General features: G+C 43.0%; 15 protein-coding genes. 3 read left to right on the top strand and 12 right to left on the bottom strand.

Annotated features, from left to right (window positions below; genetic code table 11):
* Positions 1-89: 89 nt before the first annotated feature.
* The 8 genes from CJ190_RS01420 to CJ190_RS01385 form a co-directional block, all read right to left on the bottom strand.
* Positions 90-1730 (bottom strand): peptide ABC transporter substrate-binding protein, encoded by a 1641-nt coding sequence (locus tag CJ190_RS01420; protein ID WP_064292674.1) that lies wholly within the window; start codon positions 1728-1730, stop codon positions 90-92.
* Between the two features lie 15 nt (positions 1731-1745).
* A complete protein-coding gene (locus CJ190_RS01415) occupies positions 1746-2264 on the bottom strand; it encodes an ECF transporter S component (RefSeq protein WP_064292675.1) in 519 nt (172 codons plus the stop codon).
* Between the two features lie 78 nt (positions 2265-2342).
* Positions 2343-3293 (bottom strand): adenosylcobinamide-phosphate synthase CbiB, encoded by a 951-nt coding sequence (gene cbiB / locus CJ190_RS01410; protein ID WP_064292676.1) that lies wholly within the window; start codon positions 3291-3293, stop codon positions 2343-2345.
* 26 nt (positions 3294-3319) lie between these two features.
* Entirely contained in the window at positions 3320-4405 is a 1086-nt protein-coding gene (gene cobD / locus CJ190_RS01405) for a threonine-phosphate decarboxylase CobD (RefSeq protein WP_064292677.1), read from the bottom strand.
* The gene (locus CJ190_RS01400; RefSeq protein WP_064292678.1) at positions 4381-5031 is read right to left on the bottom strand and encodes a histidine phosphatase family protein; all 651 of its coding nucleotides are present in this window, start codon (positions 5029-5031) and stop codon (positions 4381-4383) included. The genes cobD and CJ190_RS01400 overlap by 25 nt, the downstream gene beginning before the upstream one ends.
* Positions 5031-5792: an adenosylcobinamide-GDP ribazoletransferase gene (gene cobS, locus CJ190_RS01395; protein ID WP_064292679.1), complete on the bottom strand. Its 762-nt coding sequence runs from the start codon at positions 5790-5792 to the stop codon at positions 5031-5033. The genes CJ190_RS01400 and cobS overlap by 1 nt, the downstream gene beginning before the upstream one ends.
* A complete protein-coding gene (locus CJ190_RS01390) occupies positions 5789-6385 on the bottom strand; it encodes a bifunctional adenosylcobinamide kinase/adenosylcobinamide-phosphate guanylyltransferase (RefSeq protein WP_064292680.1) in 597 nt (198 codons plus the stop codon). Before CJ190_RS01390 ends, cobS begins: the two co-directional genes overlap by 4 nt.
* Position 6386: 1 nt before the next feature.
* Positions 6387-7163 carry a hypothetical protein gene (locus tag CJ190_RS01385; RefSeq protein WP_064292681.1) on the bottom strand — a complete coding sequence of 259 codons (777 nt, stop codon included), beginning with the start codon at positions 7161-7163 and terminating at the stop codon, positions 6387-6389.
* A 363-nt stretch (positions 7164-7526) separates the two neighbouring features.
* Here CJ190_RS01385 and metE point away from each other — a divergent pair, with 363 nt between their 5' ends.
* The 3 genes from metE to CJ190_RS01370 all read left to right on the top strand — a co-directional run bounded on the left by metE (position 7527) and on the right by CJ190_RS01370 (position 12153).
* Entirely contained in the window at positions 7527-9806 is a 2280-nt protein-coding gene (gene metE, locus CJ190_RS01380) for a 5-methyltetrahydropteroyltriglutamate--homocysteine S-methyltransferase (protein ID WP_064292682.1), read from the top strand.
* Positions 9784-10638, top strand: coding sequence for a methylenetetrahydrofolate reductase (locus tag CJ190_RS01375; protein WP_064292683.1), 855 nt, complete (start codon positions 9784-9786; stop codon positions 10636-10638). The genes metE and CJ190_RS01375 overlap by 23 nt, the downstream gene beginning before the upstream one ends.
* Before the next feature lie 189 nt (positions 10639-10827).
* Complete coding sequence (locus CJ190_RS01370) at positions 10828-12153, top strand: ISL3 family transposase (RefSeq protein WP_101602524.1); 1326 nt, start codon at positions 10828-10830, stop codon at positions 12151-12153.
* Positions 12154-12348: 195 nt separating this feature from the next.
* Here the strand turns inward: CJ190_RS01370 and arcC are convergent, their stop codons facing one another.
* From arcC to CJ190_RS01350, 4 genes are all read right to left on the bottom strand, one after another.
* Positions 12349-13275, bottom strand: a complete 927-nt coding sequence (arcC, locus tag CJ190_RS01365; RefSeq protein ID WP_064292379.1) for a carbamate kinase — start codon at positions 13273-13275, stop codon at positions 12349-12351.
* A 118-nt stretch (positions 13276-13393) separates the two neighbouring features.
* Entirely contained in the window at positions 13394-14485 is a 1092-nt protein-coding gene (locus CJ190_RS01360; protein ID WP_064292378.1) for a putative NPN-dependent ornithine cyclodeaminase, read from the bottom strand.
* On the bottom strand, positions 14475-15656 hold the full coding sequence (locus tag CJ190_RS01355; protein WP_064292377.1) for an ornithine cyclodeaminase family domain: 1182 nt from the start codon (positions 15654-15656) through the stop codon (positions 14475-14477). Before CJ190_RS01355 ends, CJ190_RS01360 begins: the two co-directional genes overlap by 11 nt.
* 38 nt (positions 15657-15694) lie before the next feature.
* Positions 15695-18253, bottom strand: a complete 2559-nt coding sequence (locus tag CJ190_RS01350; protein WP_070598116.1) for an ATP-dependent Clp protease ATP-binding subunit — start codon at positions 18251-18253, stop codon at positions 15695-15697.
* Positions 18254-18437 lie beyond the last annotated feature (184 nt).

Here is an 18437-nt window from a genome sequence, read left to right as displayed (position 1 = left end):
CTAATACCTTAACGTAAACACAGTAGCATAGGGACTGCGTCGGACTCGCACCGACTTCCCCAGTAATAAAAGGTAGGACTTATTATTATTTAATTACTTTGAATAAAAGCTAATCGAAAATCAACTTCAGGTCCAATGGGGCGGTAGATAATCCCTTGAACCCGGTCGCTTCGGAGATGCCATTCATTTTGTTGGTAGAGCGGCACCACAACGGCTTGATTTTTGATCTCTTCTTCAATTTCTTGGGCCACTTGGTAGGGCCAGTCTCGATCTTGATTATAAGGGAAAGCAAGGTCAGTGATCAACCGATCCAACTCAGGATTTTGATATCGCCCGCGATTGAAGGAATTGTCACTTTTCAAATTTTGATAATAAGCCAGGGGATCATCGTAATCTGCCCCCCAGGCGGTCAAGGCAAAATCAAAGTCTTGCCGGTTCATACGGTCAATCCGATTTTTCTTGGGAACATTTTGCAATTCAATGGTCAAGCCATCAAGGGCTTGCTCCAGAGTTTCTTTGAGATATTCAGACAATTTACGGCTATTTTCATCATCATTAGCTAGCAGAGTGAGTCTTAAGCTTCCCTTCTGATTAGCTGTCTTATAGCGGTCAAAAGCCTCCTGGGCTTGGTCTAAGTCGTACCAAGTATCCATAGCCGGACTATCGGTGATATCTTCTCCCGTCACCGGGTCAACCACTAAGTGGCTAGGAACAAAGGTGGTTAGGGCCTGGGCTCCCCCACCAATGAGGTCTTCCACCGAGCGGCTATCGATGGCATAGGCAATGGCTTGTCGCAAGTCGAGTTGCGATAAATCAGGATTCTGGTGGTTAAATTCCAGATAGTCAGTCCAGGCCTTAACTTGTAAATCTCCTTCTCCCTTGGCTTGATAATTCTTGGCAATCTGACCGTGGAGGGGCATTTGATCTAATTGACCCGATTCAAATAAATTCACCCCGGTGTTCTCTTCCTTAATTACCTGAACTTTAACTCCGTCAATAGCGACAGGATAGCGGTTATACTGGTCACTCTTACGCAAGTCCCATTGGTCTTGGCCGGCCTGCCAATTTTCAATCACAAAGGGGCCATTCCCTAAGACATGGTCACTATCCTGACCGTACCGGTCTCCCTGGGCCTTAACATAAGCTTCATTGACGGGATAAAAAGGGGTAAAGGCTAATAACTTGGTGAAATTGGGATTGGGATAGTCGAGTTGAATTTCTAATTGATAGTCATCCAAGGCCTTGACCCCAAGTTGGTCCAGGGGCGCTTGCCCGGCCATAATGGCCTTAGCTCCCTGAATTCCCACAGCTAAATTGGCATAGGGAGCTGCTGTTTCGGGATTGACTAAACGTCTGAAGCTATAGACAAAGTCATGGGCAGTGACTGGCTGCCCATTTTCCCACTTAGCGTCCTGGCGCAGGCTAATCCGATAGGTCTTACCATCGGTGGAAACTTCAGGAAAATCCTGGGCCAGGTTAGCTTGTAAATCATTATTTTCATCCTGCCAATAAAGTCCATCAAAGACCTGGCTAGCATAGGTCAGGCTGGTAATATCATTAGCCTTTTGGTTATCCATGGTTGTTAAGGGGTACTTGGCTGGAAAATGGATCTGATTGGCTGATGGGGTACTTGCTTGATTCTGATCGCTACTTTTCGCTTGGTCTGCTTGACAAGCGATCAAGAAAAGACAGAGCAAGCTAGTCAATAGCGCTTTCAGTAAGCTTCGCATGCAATTGATACTCCTCTATTTTGTCTTTCTCTTCATAAATGGGTTAAAGAACTTAGCAGGGAGGCTTATGTAAACCACTTCAGCCAATACTAAGTTAACCACACTAGCAATTAATAAGGTTAGCAATAATCCACCCGTTATCATGGCTAAAATTGCTTGCCAACCAAGCAGAGGAATGAGGGCTAATTGGGCCAGTAAAACATTAAATACTAAGGCAACAGCATCACTGAACAGAATTTTTCCTATGGACTTGCCGGCTTTTCCCCGTAGATAGCCATAGACTGAACAGGTAAGGCCCATCATTACTCCAATAATAATATGGGCAGGTAGGGTCAGCGGAAAACCTGATAAGAGAGCAGTCAGGCCGTGAGAAAGAAGGCCCAACAAGAAACCATAGCCTGGCCCCAAAATAATAGCCCCTAAAAAGGCAGGAAAAGAGTCTAAGGCAATACTACCTAGAAAGTGAACATTGGCTCCAATAGTTGCAATAGCTAAAAGTAAGGCAGTTAAAATATTGGCATGTAAATTTTTCATAAGTCATCCTCATTTCATTTTTGTTTTTTTCATAGCTAAGACAAGGCTAGTCTATCCCAAACATGGCTTAGGATTCCATCAACTACTAATGAGCATCATCAACATCGACAAAGCCATGGCTAGACTGGCACTGGTATATAATAAGGCAATGCTGGCTTTTACTTGCTGGGGACCGATCATCCTTTGTGGGTCTCCAATGGGCGGTTTTTCAATGGGCTGGCCATGGTAGACATGGGTTCCGCCCAGCTGAACACCTAAGGCACCGGCCGCTGCTGCTTCTGGATAACCTGCATTGGGGCTGCGGTGGGCGCGACCATCCCGAAAACTGATTTTCCAAGCATTAGCCATATCTAAGCCCAAAAGGCCACTGGCTAAAACAATCAAAAGGCAAGTAAGCCGGGCTGGAATATAATTTGCCAGGTCATCCAACTTGGCCGAAAAATAACCAAAATATTGATAACGGTCATCCAAGTAGGCAATCATCGAGTCTAGGGTATTGATTCCCTTATAGAGGAGCCCACCCACCGGACCAAATAAGATCACGTAAAATAATGGGGCCACAAAGCCATCACTTAAATTCTCAGCAACAGTCTCAATGACGGCTTGGTAAACTTCTTCCTCACTGAGTTGACTGGTTTCTCTCCCGACAATCCGACTCACTTGTTGACGTCCCGCTTGTAATCCACCCTCCTTCATCGCCTCTAAGACCCCCTTAGCCTCATCAGCTAGGCCCTTGACGGCAAAACAGGTATAGGTGAGGTAGATCCATACCAGCGCATAGAGAATGGGCGACAAGCGCTTAGCCCCATATAGTAGTAAGGAACTAACCAGCAAAATGGTAATTAAGAGCAAGAAAACTAAGACCCCGCCTAAAAAAGTTTGGGTCATCGGCTTTTTCTTGTCGAACTGGCTAAGTCTCTCATAAGCACGAATAAAGCGGCCATAGAATTTAACCGGGTGAGGCCAAGTGGGGGGATCAGCCAGCCATAGGTCTAACAGGAAGGCCAGCAAACGAAAAATAGCAAGCATCCTTTACCTCTCTTTCTTTATTTCACTCATAAAATATCTGCCAAGTCTTGAAGTAAAGCCTGGTTTTCTTCCTTCGTTCGAACGGCCAGGCGGTAATACCCAGGTCCCAGGCCCTTGAAGTCAGCTGTCTGGCGCAAAACAATGCCCTTTTCCAATAAGTTTTGGGCCAAGTCATTAGGTCCTTGGATTAAAAAGAAGTTAGCCGCACTAGGAAAGACTTTCAAAGCTGGAAAACTCTCCAAGCCTGCCTGCAAGTCTTTTTTAGCTTCTGCTAAATAATTCAAAGAGTCTTGGCGGTAAGCAGATAAGTCAGGCATTTTCCGGCCACAGGCTTCCGCTAAACCGTTGACTGACCAGGTTAGTTGAGCCTCCTCTAGGTCATCCAAGAGGGCTTGGTTACTGGTCATGGCCACGCCTAAACGCAGGCCAGGCATAGCGTAAAACTTGGTTAAGGAGCGAATGATGACCAAGTTTTCTTGCTTTTCTACTTGTTCCAGCAGCGAATAGTCAGCCTGGTCAGGAAGGAAATCAATAAAGGATTCATCCACCACTAAGAATCCTCCGCGGTCGCTGACGCCACTTAATAAATCACTTAATAAGTTGGGCTCATACAAGGTCCCGGTGGGATTATTAGGCTGGCAGAGCCAGACTGAGAAAGCCCCCGCCTGGTCTGCCTCTCGGGCACGGCGGTCATCGAGCCAGGACCAGAAAGCTTCTAAATTAAAGGCAAAATCATCTTCTGCCTGGGTCTGATAGGACCAATGGGGGCGCTTATACTTCTTAGCACTAGCCCCATACTCATTAAAACAAGGTTCAATGGTCACCATCGGGTATGGCAAGGTAAAGGCCAAGAGGTCAATCAATTCTGCAGCTCCATTGCCCACCAGTAAGTGGTCATAGGGCACTTGATAAAACTCCGCCAGGGCTTGGCGTAAATCCCGATAAGTGTAGTCCGGATAGCGATCCAGCTGGTCCAAATGGGAAACAATGACTTTCTTAAAGGCCTGGGGTAAGCCGAGGGGATTAATATTGGCGGAAAAGTCCAAGGCCTGGGTCATATCCATGTCCATTTCTTGGCTCAGTTCCTTTAAATTTCCACCATGTTTTGGCATCTTTCATCCCCCTCTTCAATAGCCTCAACTAGCCGATCCAAGAATAAAGCCTGGGCAATCGAATAACGATAAATCTTTCCCTGGGTAAAGTGACAATCAAAATATTTCACGTCCAAATTTAAGAGCCGGCTGACCAATAAGCGCAGCCAACCATGGTGTCCCAGTAAGAAATAGCTGCCCTCATCACTAGCTGAGCTAAAGACGCTTAATAGAGCCCTCAAGACCCGGTCTCTAAAAGCAAAATAACTTTCTGCCCCAGCCGGAGTGGTAAGGAAGGGTTGGTCAATATATTCCCACCAGGTCTTAGGATCCATGGCTTCGATTTCTTGGGCTGTTTTCCCTTCCCAGACACCCAAATCACGTTCATTCAAATCAGCTTCCTGGGTCCAGGGAAAGGCCTGGAAGCCATTTTCAGCCTTTAAGCTGTCTGCAATAATCTGAGCGGTCTCTTGAGTTCGTTGCATCCTAGAGGTTACTAAACGGTCAATTCTTTTTCCGCTTAGTGCCTGCCCCAAGGCCTGGGCCTGTCTCTGTCCCAAGGGAGTTAAATGCGGGTCCAGACTGCCATAAAATTGGCCGTCAACATTGCGAACACTTTGACCGTGCCGTGCTAAATAAAGATCCATCAAATTCCTCCTAAAGCCAGTAAGCATAAAAGAAAAGTGACCTCACTCAAAGGCCCCATACACCCCACCGTGTCTCCACTCATACCACCTAAGAGATGATAAATATGACGGCGGTAGAGAAGGACAACTATCGTGGTTAACCCATAGGCCAGGAGAGCCTTGACTCCAATAATGAAAAATAAGATCACAAGCGTTAGTAACTGGCCCAGTAAGATTCCCCATTTAGGGGTCCCTTCCATCATTTTTCCTAGGCCATTGGGATTATAGCCTGAATAAACCAACTGCCAGTGGCCTAAAGCAAGCATGGCACGGGAAATCAGTCCTAGACTAATAATCAGACCCACTTGAGCTCCTAATCCAGAAAGGCCATTCAGGACCTCACTCCCAAGCACGTAGTATAACAAATAATAAAAGATCAAGGCAATGCCACCAAAGGCCCCTAAGCGTGAATCCTTCATAATCCGTAACATATCCTCTTTTTTGCGAGCGGAGAAGATCCCATCACAAGTATCCGCCAAGGCGTCCTGGTGAAAGCCGCCGGTGGTTACCGTTTCAAAAATAACCACCATCAACCAAGCAATATGAATCGGCAATAGATAGGCCAGGAGGGCATAAATGAAGGCCAAAAGACTAAAGAGCAGGGCCCCAAAAAGCGGCAGTAAATAGATACCCTGACGGTAGCGCTCTAGCGGATGGTCGACGGCGATAGGAATAGGAATCCGGGTAAAAAATTGAAAATAAATGATTAAAACTTTAATCATGGCTTCACCTGTTTTTTTAGTCCCATAATGGCTAAGTAGACCTCATCACTAGCAGCAGCCAGTTGCTGGTTGACTTGGCCGTAAAAATCAACAAATAATCGACCCAGCTGGCTAGCCGGAGTTACGCCCCAACCGGTTTCATTGGTCACCAACCATAAGCTGGCAGAGGTCTTTTGAGCCGCTAGAAGCAGGTCAGCAACTTCTTGCTGGAAATAGTCAGAAATGGCACTAATCTCTTCGGCTTTAAGACTAGCGATCTTCTGGTCAAAGTCTTCCACTGCAATGCCCTGCTTTTCTAAATAAGCAAAGAAAAGATTGGTTAGCCACAAAGTCACACAATCCAAGAGATAGCCATCATAGGACTGGCTAGCTATCCAGGCCGGCAGGTCTTTGAAGCGTTCAACCGTTTCAAAGCGGGACGATCGCTTGGCTTGGTGGGCCAGGATACGCCGCTGCATCTCCTGATCCGTATGTTGGTTGGCTTGGGTAGCAATGTAACAGAGGCGCTTAGCGGGAGAGGCCAAGGCCATTTCTTCAGCTAAATGGGTCTTGCCGCTCTTGGCCGCTCCAGATATCAGAATAATTTTCCCCATATTAAACCATCACTCCCAGCTCATAAACTTCATCAAAGTTTTCCTTTAGAAAACTTCCCAATTGGTCTGTCCCCACTACAACCAGGGCGGTTGCTGGTCCAGCTGAAACTTGGTGGATGCTTAAACCTTCCACTTGAGGATTAACCTTAAAGCTTAATTGGTTACAGTCGGCTACCTGTCCCGCTTCATTCAAAGCCCCCTTAGACCCGATTGGACAAATTTCATGAACCAAGTCCGGGCGACTCAATAACAGGTCAATGTCCTGATAAGAAACGAGCTTGTCCATCTCATCAAGGACGGCTTGGCCGCAACGAGGACGTTTTAATTGAAAGACCCGGTCTCCGCTCACAACCCGTCGAATCCACAGGCCCTTAGTGTTTTGTGCCTTCCCCATCAAAACGATCCCTAAAGCAGACATGGTGGTGACCATATTCTCTTCAGTGGACCCGTTGACTTGGATATGGGGAAAACCGGCCCGGTCCAGTTCCGCTTGAAAACCTTCTTGATAGGCAAGTCCCGTGGGATTCATTTCATTATTAACCAAATAAAATGCCAAGACCGGTTCCGCATTCACTGCCCGTAATTCTACCAAGGGAACCCGTAAGGCAGTTTGAGCGGTTAAGGGATTAGGAGAGGCTAATTGGTCATTGACTTTTTCGCCGATACTGGCTGAACTATCGCAAGCAAAGACCAAATATTCTTCTCCCGCTGTTTGCTTACTGAGTCCAACTGGAAACAATTCATCGATAGAAAGCAAGGTTAAATCACGATATTTCAATAGACTACTCCTTAATTAAAAAGTGCAAAGCAAAAGACTTTTGTAAAGAATTTTCCCTACAAAAGTTCTCCGCAATTACAAGATATAGTTCACTGCTTAGAATTATAGCACAAAATATAGGCCTGATTTCATTTTTTAAAGCATTAATGGAAACAATTAGTCTGCCTCAACAGGACTGCCCTTTTTGATCAATAGCCTGATCTTCAAAACTTCTTTATTAATAAAAAAATAATATCAAACTTTTAGAATTTCGATCACCTTTTATGTGAAATGCATATTAACACCCCAGGCTGGGATTTAGCTATACTCCTATACAAGTGAAAAAAGGAGATTTTGTAAATTAATTTTTAGGAGTGATAGATAATGAAAACATCCCTGATAGGCTACCCTCGTGTAGGACGACTTAGAGAACTAAAATTTGCCACCGAAAAATATTTCCGCCAAGAAATTACCGTCGACGAGCTCGAAGCAACCGCCCAAGCTATTCGTAAAGACCAATGGCTTAAGCAAGCTCAAGCAGGAATAGACTTTATTCCCGTTAATGATTTTTCCTACTATGATAACCTCTTGGATGCCGCTTTCCAATTGAACATTATCCCTAAGCGTTATCAAGATCTCGAGCTATCTGCTCTTGATACTTATTTTGCCTTGGCTAAGGGCTATCAAGGACCAGCTGGAGACGTGAAAGCCCTAGCTATGAAGAAATGGTTTAATACCAACTACCACTATATTGTCCCTGAGTTTGATAAGGACACTGAAATTCGCTTCCACGCTGAACGCCTCAAGGCAATTATTGAAGAAGCCAAAGCCTTGAAGATTAAGGGCAAGGTCGTCTTCCCAGGACCCTTCACCCTTTTAAAACTCTCGCGTTACCGCGGTCAAAGCCAAGCCCATGATTTTCTCACCGGCCTGATTACTGCCTACCAAGACCTCGTAAAACTGCTTAATAGTGAAGAGGTTCAATGGTTGCAACTGGATGAGCCATATCTAGTCCATGACTTAAGTCATGAAGACATCAAACTATTCAAGGACCTCTACCAGGGCTTACTCAGTCAAAAAGACCAAGTCAAGGTGCTGGTCAATACCTATTTTGGCGATGTGAGAGATGTTTATCAAGAACTCACCAACTTAGCCATTGATGGTATCGGTTTAGACTTTATTGAAGGGAAGAAAAGCCAAGAATTGGTCGAACACTACGGCTTCCCCAAAGATAAAACCCTCTTTTTAGGTCTAGTCAATGGGAAAAATATTTGGCGCAATAACTACCAAAGTTCCCTAGCTCTCATTAAGGATCTCAAGAGTCAAGGAATCGATCTCGTTCTTTCCACTTCTTGTTCCCTACTCCATGTTCCCTATAGTTTGGAGAACGAAAGTGCCCTTCCAGAAAAATACCAAAAACATTTTGCCTTTGCTGAAGAGAAACTTGGCGAATTAAATGACCTCAGTCAGTTAATTGACACCGATTATCATCATGATCCTCGTTTCCAAGAGAACCAAGCCCTCTTTACCGATCGACCTGACAGTTATGATCCTAAGGTTCAAGAGCGTCTAGCTGCTATCCCTAAAACAGCCTTTCAACGGTCAGTGCCTTTCGACGAAAGAGAAAAGGCCCAAAAAGCATTCTTTAACTTACCACTCTTTCCAACAACAACTATCGGTTCCTTCCCTCAAACCAAGGAAGTTAAGTTGAAGCGCAAGGCCTTTAAAAATGGTGAAATAAGCCAAACAGACTACCAAAACTTCCTCAAAGAGAAAATTAAAGACTGCGTCCACCTCCAAGAAGAGCTGGGGCTCGATGTCTTAGTCCACGGTGAATTTGAAAGAAATGACATGGTCGAATACTTTGGTGAACAGTTAAATGGGGTCCTCTTCACTGAAAAAGCCTGGGTTCAGTCATATGGTACCCGCTGTGTCAAACCACCAATTATCTGGGGGGATGTGTCACGCGCTCAATCAATGACTGTTTCCTGGTCAGTTTATGCCCAATCCCTCACCAAGAAACCAATGAAAGGGATGTTGACCGGTCCCGTAACTATCCTAAACTGGTCCTTCCCTAGAGAAGACATCAGCGTGAAAGACTCCACCTTGCAACTGGCTCTGGCTATCCGTGACGAAGTCCTCGATCTAGAGGCCAATGGTATCCGCATTATCCAAGTCGATGAAGCCGCCCTACGGGAAAAACTTCCCCTCCGTCAAAGTGACTGGTATACAGAATACCTTGACTGGGCCATTCCAGCCTTCCGACTGGTTCATAGTGGCTGTCATAAGGAAACCCAGATCCACACCCATATGTGTTATAGCGAATTCACCGATATCATCCCAGCAATCGATGCCATGGATGCTGATGTCATTACCTTTGAAGCCTCACGTTCTAACTTAGAAATTCTGGATTCCTTAAAAGAAAATCACTTCACTACCGAAGTCGGTCCTGGTGTCTACGATATCCATTCTCCACGGATTCCTAGTGTCAGTGAAATTAAGGAAGCCTTGGATAAAATGCTTCAAAAAGTTAAGCCTGAAAAACTTTGGGTCAATCCCGATTGTGGGTTAAAGACCCGGGGGGAAAAAGAAACCCAAGCCAGCCTCAAGCACTTAGTCCAAGCAACAAAGGAGTTGCGTCATGAAAACCAAGGAATTGTTTAAGGGCAAGACCCTCTTCACTTATGAGGTCTTTCCGCCCAACGCTAAGTCATCCTCTGCCAGTATCTATAAAACCTTAGATGGTTTAAAAGAACTTGCTCCCGATGCCATCAGCGTGACCTGCGGAGCCTTGGGTAGTGATAACCGCCTAAAAAGTATCGAAATTGCCTCTTTGATCAAAAACTATGGGATTGAAAGCGTTATTCACCTGCCCTGCCTATATGAGACTCAAGCTAGTATCGATGAAAAATTAGCTGAATTAAAAGCAGCCAATATCGAAAATATCCTAGTCTTACGGGGCGATCCTAAACCTGGTCAAAGTCCTAAAGAAGACTTTCCCTATGCAGCTGACCTTATTCGCTACATCAAGTCAAAAGAGGACTTTAACCTCATTGCCGCCTGCTATCCAGAGGGACACGTGGATGCGCCTGACCCCATTACCGATATCCGCTATCTCAAAGAAAAAGTCGATGCCGGTAGTGACCAATTAATTAGCCAACTCTTCCTAGATAATGATTATTTTTATCGCTTCCTAGAACGGGCTGATTTAGCGGGCATCGATGTTCCGATCGAAGCCGGCATTATGCCAGTCACCAATAAAAAGCAAATAGAAAGCATGGCCCGGATTTGTGGCGTACAAATTCCCGATAAATTCCGTCGCGCTATGGAGAAATACCAAGACAACCCTCTAGCCCTACGCGATGCCGGCTTAGCCTACGCCATTGATCAAATCGTTGACCTGATTAGCCATGGCGTGGATGGGATCCACCTCTACACCATGAATAATCCCTACGTCGCTCGTTACATCTACCAAGCCGTTAAAAATTTATTATAGATACTAAAAAGCCCTCCTGGTTCAAATTAAAAGCCAGGAGGGCTTAGTTATTATTTTTATTTAATGGTTCTATAATATTTGGTGTTGATGGGAGCCAACGGCTCTTCATTGGCACCATTTTTTTATACAAAAAAAGCCATGGAAGGCCTATACTGAAAATACAAACAAACACACAGAAAGGCGGATTCCATGACTCAGTCTCATTGTGTACAAAATCTCTTTAATATAAAAGATGAGAATATTGAAATTGAAGATAAAGTAGTGGAGGAAAAGAAAGGCAATATCGTTCATAAGGTTATTTTTGGAAACTTAATTAACCAACCTTCTCACTGTTCCCATTGCGGCCATATCAACGAGTCACAGGCTGATATCGTTAAAAATGGTTCTTATTCAAGCGATATCTTACTAACGACAATTAATGATGGGCAACCCGTTACTTTGCGTCTTAAAAAGCAACGTTTCTTTTGTAAACACTGCCAAAGGACGTTTAATGCTGAAACTCCCATAGTCACTGCTAATTGTTATATTTCTAACGCGTTAAAAAACGCAATTACCTTTGCTCTCAGTGAGACGATAGCGATGACTCTTATTGGTAAACAACACAACGTTTCCGTATCAACGGTGATTCGACTTCTAGAAGAAAGAGGAAAAGCATTACTCCCTAAGTTTAATTATTTGCCTCAATACCTTTCTTTTGATGAATTTAAATCAGTGAAAAATGTCAGTGGTGCGATGAGCTTTATTTTTATTGATCCAGTGAACCATCGGTTAATTGATATTGTTGAAAATCGACAAAAGAGCGAATTAATCCACTACTTTATGCGTTTTTCTTACCAAAGTCGTCAAGCCGTCAAACTAGTGACAATTGATATGTATAGCCCATATATTGAAGTCATCCGCGCTTGTTTTCCTCATGCAAAGATTCTATTTGACCGTTTTCACGTCATTCAACATCTCAATTTGGCCATTAATTCCGTACGTATTCAACTAATGAATCAGATCCGCTATCAATCACCACGTGATTATCGCAAATTAAAGCAGTTATGGAAGTTACCTTTAAAAAATGAATGGGAACTTGACTTTAAAAACTTATATACTCATCGACTTTTTGACGGTCTCGTTTCAGAACAGATGATTGTTGATTACCTCACCAATTTATCTCCCGAATTATCACGTACCTATACCTACGTTAATCGCCTAAAATATAGTATTTATACCCATGATATCCAGGCCTTTAAAGATTTACTCATTGAAGTCAAGAAATATACTTTTCCACGTAGAGTACGAACCATTTTTCAAACTTTAGAAAGATATCATGAAGGTATTTGTGCAGCTTTAACGTATACTTTATCTAACGGTCCAATAGAAGGAATGAACAATAAAACGAAACTGATCAAGCGCACAGGGTATGGGTATCGTCGTTTTGATCATTTAAGAATACGTATAATAATGGCCTCTCGATTGGTATGTAATGATTTTCAACCCCGGCCTCTCACTTTTTCAGAGGCGGCATAGTCTTTGTGATATTAACTCATTATTTATAATATTGCTTCCTCACTCTTTGTCTTCGCCTATGGCGAAAAAATAAGAAATAAGAGGTCTTTTAATCGTCCCCATTTTTCTTTTGTCGGCAAATATTAAAAAATGCCATACCATCTCTGATATGACATTAATGATAAAAATTCTCATCAACACGATTTGACAAAGAACCTATTTAATTAAGGTACCATTTTGGCCTTTAATACCTTCTTCAGCTTTTTCTAAGGAGGTAATAATAGCTTGATTACCTGGTTTTGATTCCACAAAGCCTAGAGCAGCTTCAATTTTTGGCTTCATTGAGCCTTCAGCAAACTCACCGGCTTCAGTATATTCTTTGGCTTGGTCGACAGTCAATTCATCCAGCCATTCTTCATTTTCTTTACCAAAGTTGATTGCCACTTTTTCTACTGCGGTTAAAATAATCAACAAATCAGCTTCAACGAGTTCAGCTAATTTAGCGCTTGAAAAATCCTTATCAATAACAGCTGGAACCCCGTCATAACCGTCCTCTGCTTCAACTACCGGTATACCACCACCACCGGCAGCAACAATAATATTACCTTGGTCAAAAGCATCTTGGATAAAGGCCTTTTCAACAATATCGATAGGCTTAGGTGAAGCCACCACCCGACGGTAACCCCGACCTGCATCTTCTTTCACTGCAAATCCTTTGTCACTTAGGGCTTTAGCTTCCTCTTCACTATAGAAAGCGCCAATCGGTTTAGTTGGATTATCAAAGGCTGGGTCATCCTTATCTACCACAACTTGAGTAATCACTGATGCAACGGCTTTGTCAACACCACGTTTATTCAACTCATTTTCAATGGCATTTTGCAAATGGAAGCCAATATAACCTTGACTCATAGCTCCACATTCAGGGAATGGCATTTCAGGTGTGCCAGCATCACTTTTTGCAGAAACGTCCATAGCAAGGTTAATCATACCAACTTGCGGTCCATTTCCATGGGAAACGATAATTTCATTGCCCGCTTCAATTAAATCCACAATGGATTGGGCAGTTGTTTTTACTGCTTCTTTTTGTTCATTTGGAGTACTTCCTAGGGCGTTACCACCCAAAGCTAATACTATCTTACTCATATTTTTCCTCCATTCTTATTAAGACTCTTCCGTTTCAGTCCTTTTTCAAAAATTTTAGGTGTGTTAATGCTTAAGTTACAAAGCGCTAATCTTCCAACTCAGTAGCTACCTTTACGACTTAAAGGGCGCTACCAATATTCCGTAAGAAGTCTTGAACATTAGTTACGATAGAAACTGCAGTTAGGGAGCCACGGTCAGCCAATTTATCTACCGCAAATTCTTGGACGTCAACGGTATATAAGAATACCGGTCTGACTGTATCACCAAAACGGTTGTAAGAAGGCGTCATATTCCCAGTTGCAATGGTGAAGAGAATCGCTGACATAGCAATCATGGTTGAAGTTTTACGCATGTGGGAACGCATTTCATTTTGGGCATCATAGACATTATCGATACTTTCAGGTAAACCGAAGCGGTCACGGATGGTTCCAGCTAAAACAACTGGGACATCTTGTTCAATAGCTGCCTTCATGAAGCCATCTTTAACTTCACCAGATTCAACTAATTTCTTAGTTGACCCATAGCGGCGAGCGCGGTTGATGGTGGCATACATATTGTGATAGGTATTTTGTTCTTGGGTAAAGGTTTCTTGCCCCCAAGTGGTATCATACAAGCCTTGCTCTAAGTCAAAGGCAGCTGTTTCTGTCCCACAGAAAATGGCATTGACATAACCTTCATTAATAATCTTGGCTAAAGCATCGCGGGAATCACGGTCTAAAACTGTAGCAGTCCCTAAAATTAAGGTCACATAACCATGTTCAGCTTCCCGCTCATGCTCTAAGAGTTCATAGAGATTGTCATAATCCATAGAGAAGGCAGTCTCACGAGAACGCCCTTCACGGAAGGCAAAAGTATCCGCATCAACAGCTGCTTCTTGGAACCCTTCAGTCCAAACATAGATCCCTTCAGAAGCATCTTCTGTCCGTCCAACAACGACCTTATCACCCTTCTTCAGGTTTCTAAACTCGATGACATCGATATATTCCTTACCAGGTTCATCATGGGCCACGGCGACAGTATCCATCCGGGATTGTTCAGCCAATACCCATTTGTCATTGATTTTAAAATATTCAGGATAAATGGATAAGGCATGGTAGTTTCTAGGGCTAAGACCATCTTCCACTACTTCAACTAACTTAGCATTGGGTGCGTTTTTCAAAAATTCTTGGTCAAAATCTGGATGATGAAATTCAGCAATCTTAAATGTCATTTCCCAACTCTCCCTTCGCTGCGTCTTCATTGTTTTCTACTTCAACAGTTTCGTACTCCTCGTCTTCAACAGCCTTAGCCATTTCTCCTTGAGCAGGTGTTACTAAAGCTTTTTCACAAGCTACACAGAAGTCTTGAACGTTAGTCACCATTGGGTGGTATGCCATGTATTCTCTGGCAGCCCCAACCTTGTTCACCACGTTTTCTGTGATATCAATGGTATAGAAGTAAACAGGACGAACTTTGCCATCATCGCCTACTTTGTAGCTTGAAGCCAAGGAGGCTACTGAATTCGAGTGCAACATGGTCGCAATACAAATAATCAGAGTTGCTTCATTTAAAATTTTCTTAGTTTCAGTCAGAGCCTGGCTGGTTGAGCCCATCACTTCTGGTAGCGGACCGTCATCACGAATGGAACCAGACAGAACAATTGGAATATCCATCTCGGTTAGGGCTTTAATAATACCGTCCTTAACGTTACCGGCATCATTAAAGTTTTTAATAGATCCTGCTGTCCGGACTTCATTTAAGAGGTCTAAGTGATTGTAGTGACCCATTGGTGCATTCTCTTGGGTATAAATATTTTGACCCAGAGCAGTATTTAAGAAGCCACCTTCCAGGTCATGGGTGGTCATGGCGTTCCCACCTAAGAGACTATGGATATAACCATTTTCAGCTAGGTGGACTAAAGCATTCCGAGTGTCGTGGTCGAAAACAACTGCTGGCCCTAATACCCAGGAAATATGGCCGCCATTATTCTTCTCATGTTCCATAATGTCAAAGAGCTTATCGTAGTCTTGTGAGAATGAGGTTTCTACTGAAACACTACGTTGGGAATAAATATCTTCTGGAAAACCTTCTTTATAAACTAAGATGCCTTGGGAGCCATCAGTGGTCGATCCAGAAATAATTTTGTCACCGGCTTTGACATCACGCATCTCCCGAATAACAATATCATCATCTTCAACCACTGCCACGCAGTTTAATGAGTTATATTTAGGTAAAATCCATTCTTCCCCTAACTTATAAAAGGTAGGTAAATGGGTGGTTAAATAAAAGCTATCAGGTAAAACGCCATCACTTTCAGCTTCCTCGTAAGTCACACTTGGCATTTCTTGATATTTTGCTTCTTGGAAATCAGGAAATTTAAATTCTGGTATCTTATAAGCCATTATCTCTTCCTCCTTGTTAATTTTAACGATGTCTTTTTTTAATTATCTTGCTTGCCATTCTCCTGCTGGTAGTCAATGTGAACTAGCCGATCACCACCCTTTGCTTGACTAAGTTCTACGTTGGTAAATGCTGGTGGTTGATCATTAAGACGTAGTTGGGCAATTGGCGTAGTGATTTCACTCTCCAACAATTGGGAGAGATCATTGGCACTATGACGATCGAGGTCAGTCACCAAATAATTCGCCAAGCTTCTTACTAATTCCCCTTGATAGCTGAGTTTAATCTGATTATCTTTTAGGAGTTCGGCTAAGCGATCCAACTCTAATTGAATAAGAGCTTCCATCTCTCTTTTATCAAATAGCTGTAAGTAGTAAACGGCATCAAAATCACTTAGCGATTGTCCATTCACCCGCTTGCTTACTTGTTTTTGATAATCCACTTCCCCATCTAAAGTCAGGGTGGCAATAATCACTGTGTTAGAGAAATCAACATCCCGACTTTTATTATCGCGAATTTGACCACTAGCAACTATTTGCTTGATCAAAGCAAAGATATCTGGGTGAGCATAGTCAATATTTTCTAACAAAACAACTGAATAGGGGCGGGTTCGAATTTGTTCGGTTAAGTGGTTATTCGATTCATAACCAATATAGCCTGGTGGGGATCCAATCAATTTGGTATTGGAAGAGGCATCTCTAAATTCACTCATGTCTAAAGCGATAAGATGTTCTTCGCCTCCAAATAGGGTTCGAGCAATAAGCCTTGCCAGATAGGTTTTGCCGGTCCCCGACTCACCTGCTAGTATCAAAGAAAGCAGGGGCTTGGCTTGATTAAATAAGCCCGACCGACTCTGGGTAACCAGACTGATGATTTTGTCGATTAAATCATCTGCACCAACAAAATTTTCACGCAGGTCACTTTCAATTTTAGCAATTTGAGCAGCAGGGTCTGATTCCATTTCTGCCTTAGGCATGTGAGCTAATTGGGCAACAACTTCGCGAATTTCATTGATACCCACATCTGCCGATACATTATAGTAGGGAGTACTTTGTTCAAGTTCTTCTAAGTCGGCCTTGGTGCTTTTCTCTTCAGCTAAATAAGCACTCATTTTATCTAAGTCCCGCTCATATTGAGCTTCCATTTTTTGTTGGTTCAGAGTTTCTAATTCACCCTTCAAACGCGTGATTTCTTGGATGCGGTCTTTTTCTTTATGGTAATTAGCTAATTCTTGGTCAAGTAGCTTTTCTTGCTCAGCTACCTGTTCCATTAACTCTTTAAATCGGTATTGACTGACCTGATCACTTTCATTTTTTAAGCGGGCCGCTTCAGTTTCCATTTTATTGAGTTCAGCCTCGAGGTCTTGAATCTTTTCAGGCAATTCATCCGTATACATTCTCACCATAGCTGAAGCTTCATCCAAGATATCGACAGCGACATCTGGTAACTTGCGATTGGGTAGGTAACGTTTAGACAAACGGACAGCTTCCACTAAGGCAGGGTCTTTAATATTGACTTGGTGGAAAGATTCATACTTAGACTGGATTCCTCGCAGAATGGACAAGGTGGCAGCTTCTGAAGGCTCTTCAATGAGCACCTTTTGAAAACGACGGTCTAGAGCCAGGTCTTTTTCGATGTAGAGTTTATACTCATCGGTCGTTGTCGCGCCAATAGTCAAAATCTCTCCCCGCGCTAGCATAGGTTTAAGGATGTTTGAGGTATCCATGGATCCTGAACTATTTCCAGCGCCGACAATATTATGAAGCTCATCAATAAAGAGAATAATGCGCCCCTTAGAATCTTTGATGATAGCAAGGACTTCTTCCAAGCGTTCCTCAAAGTCACCGCGATATTTAGCTCCTGAAATTAGGGAGGTAATATTTAAGGCAAAAATAATTCGATTCTTTAACTTATCCGGCACTCGGCCTTGAACAATGCGTTGAGCTAATCCCTCAACAATAGCAGTCTTCCCTACGCCAGCCTCTCCAATCAAAACGGGGTTGTTTTTTATCCGCCGAGATAGAATTCGAATCACGCTACGCGTTTCCTGATCACGGCCAATAATTGGATCAAGGCGACCTTCAATAGCTTCTTGGGTAAGATTACGTCCGTACTTGAGTAATTGTTTCAAGTCTGCCTTAGAAATACCTTCTTGAAACTTATCAGTCTCTCTTTTAGCCATAGCCTGTTCATAGAAATCGGCAGTAATCTCAAAGAGGGCTAATAATTTAGCACTAGCAAAATCTTCGTCTTTCATTAGTGCTAAGAAAAGATGGTCTAAGGACACCCGGCTTTCAAACTGGGCACGTGACACTTGCTCGCTAATCAGAAGCAAACGCTGGTAATTCCGGCTGATGTAGAGATTTTTCACCCCTTTAGGGCTCCGTAATTTATCCACTGCGGTATCCACTTGTTCTTTGAGTGGCCCCAGAATGATTCCCTGGTCGGTCAATAATTTAATCACCGAGTTTTCATCTTGGTCTAAAATCGCTTTGAGCAAATGAAGTTCAGTGACTTCGCTATGCTTTTTATTTATGGCTAAGTTTTGCGCTTCTTTAAGCACCTGCATGGCTTCCTGAGAATATTTTTCTGTGTTCATTTCCTCCCTCCTTTCTACATTTCTTACTAAGCTAAATCACTCGTTTATTTATAATTTACTATAAAAATATATTTTTATTAAGCGATTTCATTTAGCTTTCTCCTAGTTCGTTTCTATTAAGGCTATCTATATACAAAAGGCAATATTTCTTATTCTTTTTTAACTTTATCCAAACTAAGAGAAA

It is taken from the genome of Aerococcus loyolae (assembly GCF_002871915.2).
Taxonomy (GTDB): domain Bacteria; phylum Bacillota; class Bacilli; order Lactobacillales; family Aerococcaceae; genus Aerococcus; species Aerococcus loyolae.
This window is presented reverse-complemented; position numbering and strand designations above follow the sequence as displayed.

Bases quoted from the DNA above. Each gene is read 5' to 3' on its own strand.
- CJ190_RS01420 (WP_064292674.1), bottom strand. From the start codon at position 1,730: ATGCGAAGCTTACTGAAAGCGCTATTGACTAGCTTGCTCTGTCTTTTC.
- CJ190_RS01415 (WP_064292675.1), bottom strand. From the start codon at position 2,264: ATGAAAAATTTACATGCCAATATTTTAACTGCCTTACTTTTAGCTATT.
- cbiB (WP_064292676.1), bottom strand. From the start codon at position 3,293: ATGCTTGCTATTTTTCGTTTGCTGGCCTTCCTGTTAGACCTATGGCTG.
- cobD (WP_064292677.1), bottom strand. From the start codon at position 4,405: ATGCCAAAACATGGTGGAAATTTAAAGGAACTGAGCCAAGAAATGGAC.
- CJ190_RS01400 (WP_064292678.1), bottom strand. From the start codon at position 5,031: ATGGATCTTTATTTAGCACGGCACGGTCAAAGTGTTCGCAATGTTGAC.
- cobS (WP_064292679.1), bottom strand. From the start codon at position 5,792: ATGATTAAAGTTTTAATCATTTATTTTCAATTTTTTACCCGGATTCCT.
- CJ190_RS01390 (WP_064292680.1), bottom strand. From the start codon at position 6,385: ATGGGGAAAATTATTCTGATATCTGGAGCGGCCAAGAGCGGCAAGACC.
- metE (WP_064292682.1), top strand. From the start codon at position 7,527: ATGAAAACATCCCTGATAGGCTACCCTCGTGTAGGACGACTTAGAGAA.
- CJ190_RS01375 (WP_064292683.1), top strand. From the start codon at position 9,784: ATGAAAACCAAGGAATTGTTTAAGGGCAAGACCCTCTTCACTTATGAG.
- CJ190_RS01370 (WP_101602524.1), top strand. From the start codon at position 10,828: ATGACTCAGTCTCATTGTGTACAAAATCTCTTTAATATAAAAGATGAG.
- arcC (WP_064292379.1), bottom strand. From the start codon at position 13,275: ATGAGTAAGATAGTATTAGCTTTGGGTGGTAACGCCCTAGGAAGTACT.
- CJ190_RS01360 (WP_064292378.1), bottom strand. From the start codon at position 14,485: ATGACATTTAAGATTGCTGAATTTCATCATCCAGATTTTGACCAAGAA.
- CJ190_RS01355 (WP_064292377.1), bottom strand. From the start codon at position 15,656: ATGGCTTATAAGATACCAGAATTTAAATTTCCTGATTTCCAAGAAGCA.
- CJ190_RS01350 (WP_070598116.1), bottom strand. From the start codon at position 18,253: ATGAACACAGAAAAATATTCTCAGGAAGCCATGCAGGTGCTTAAAGAA.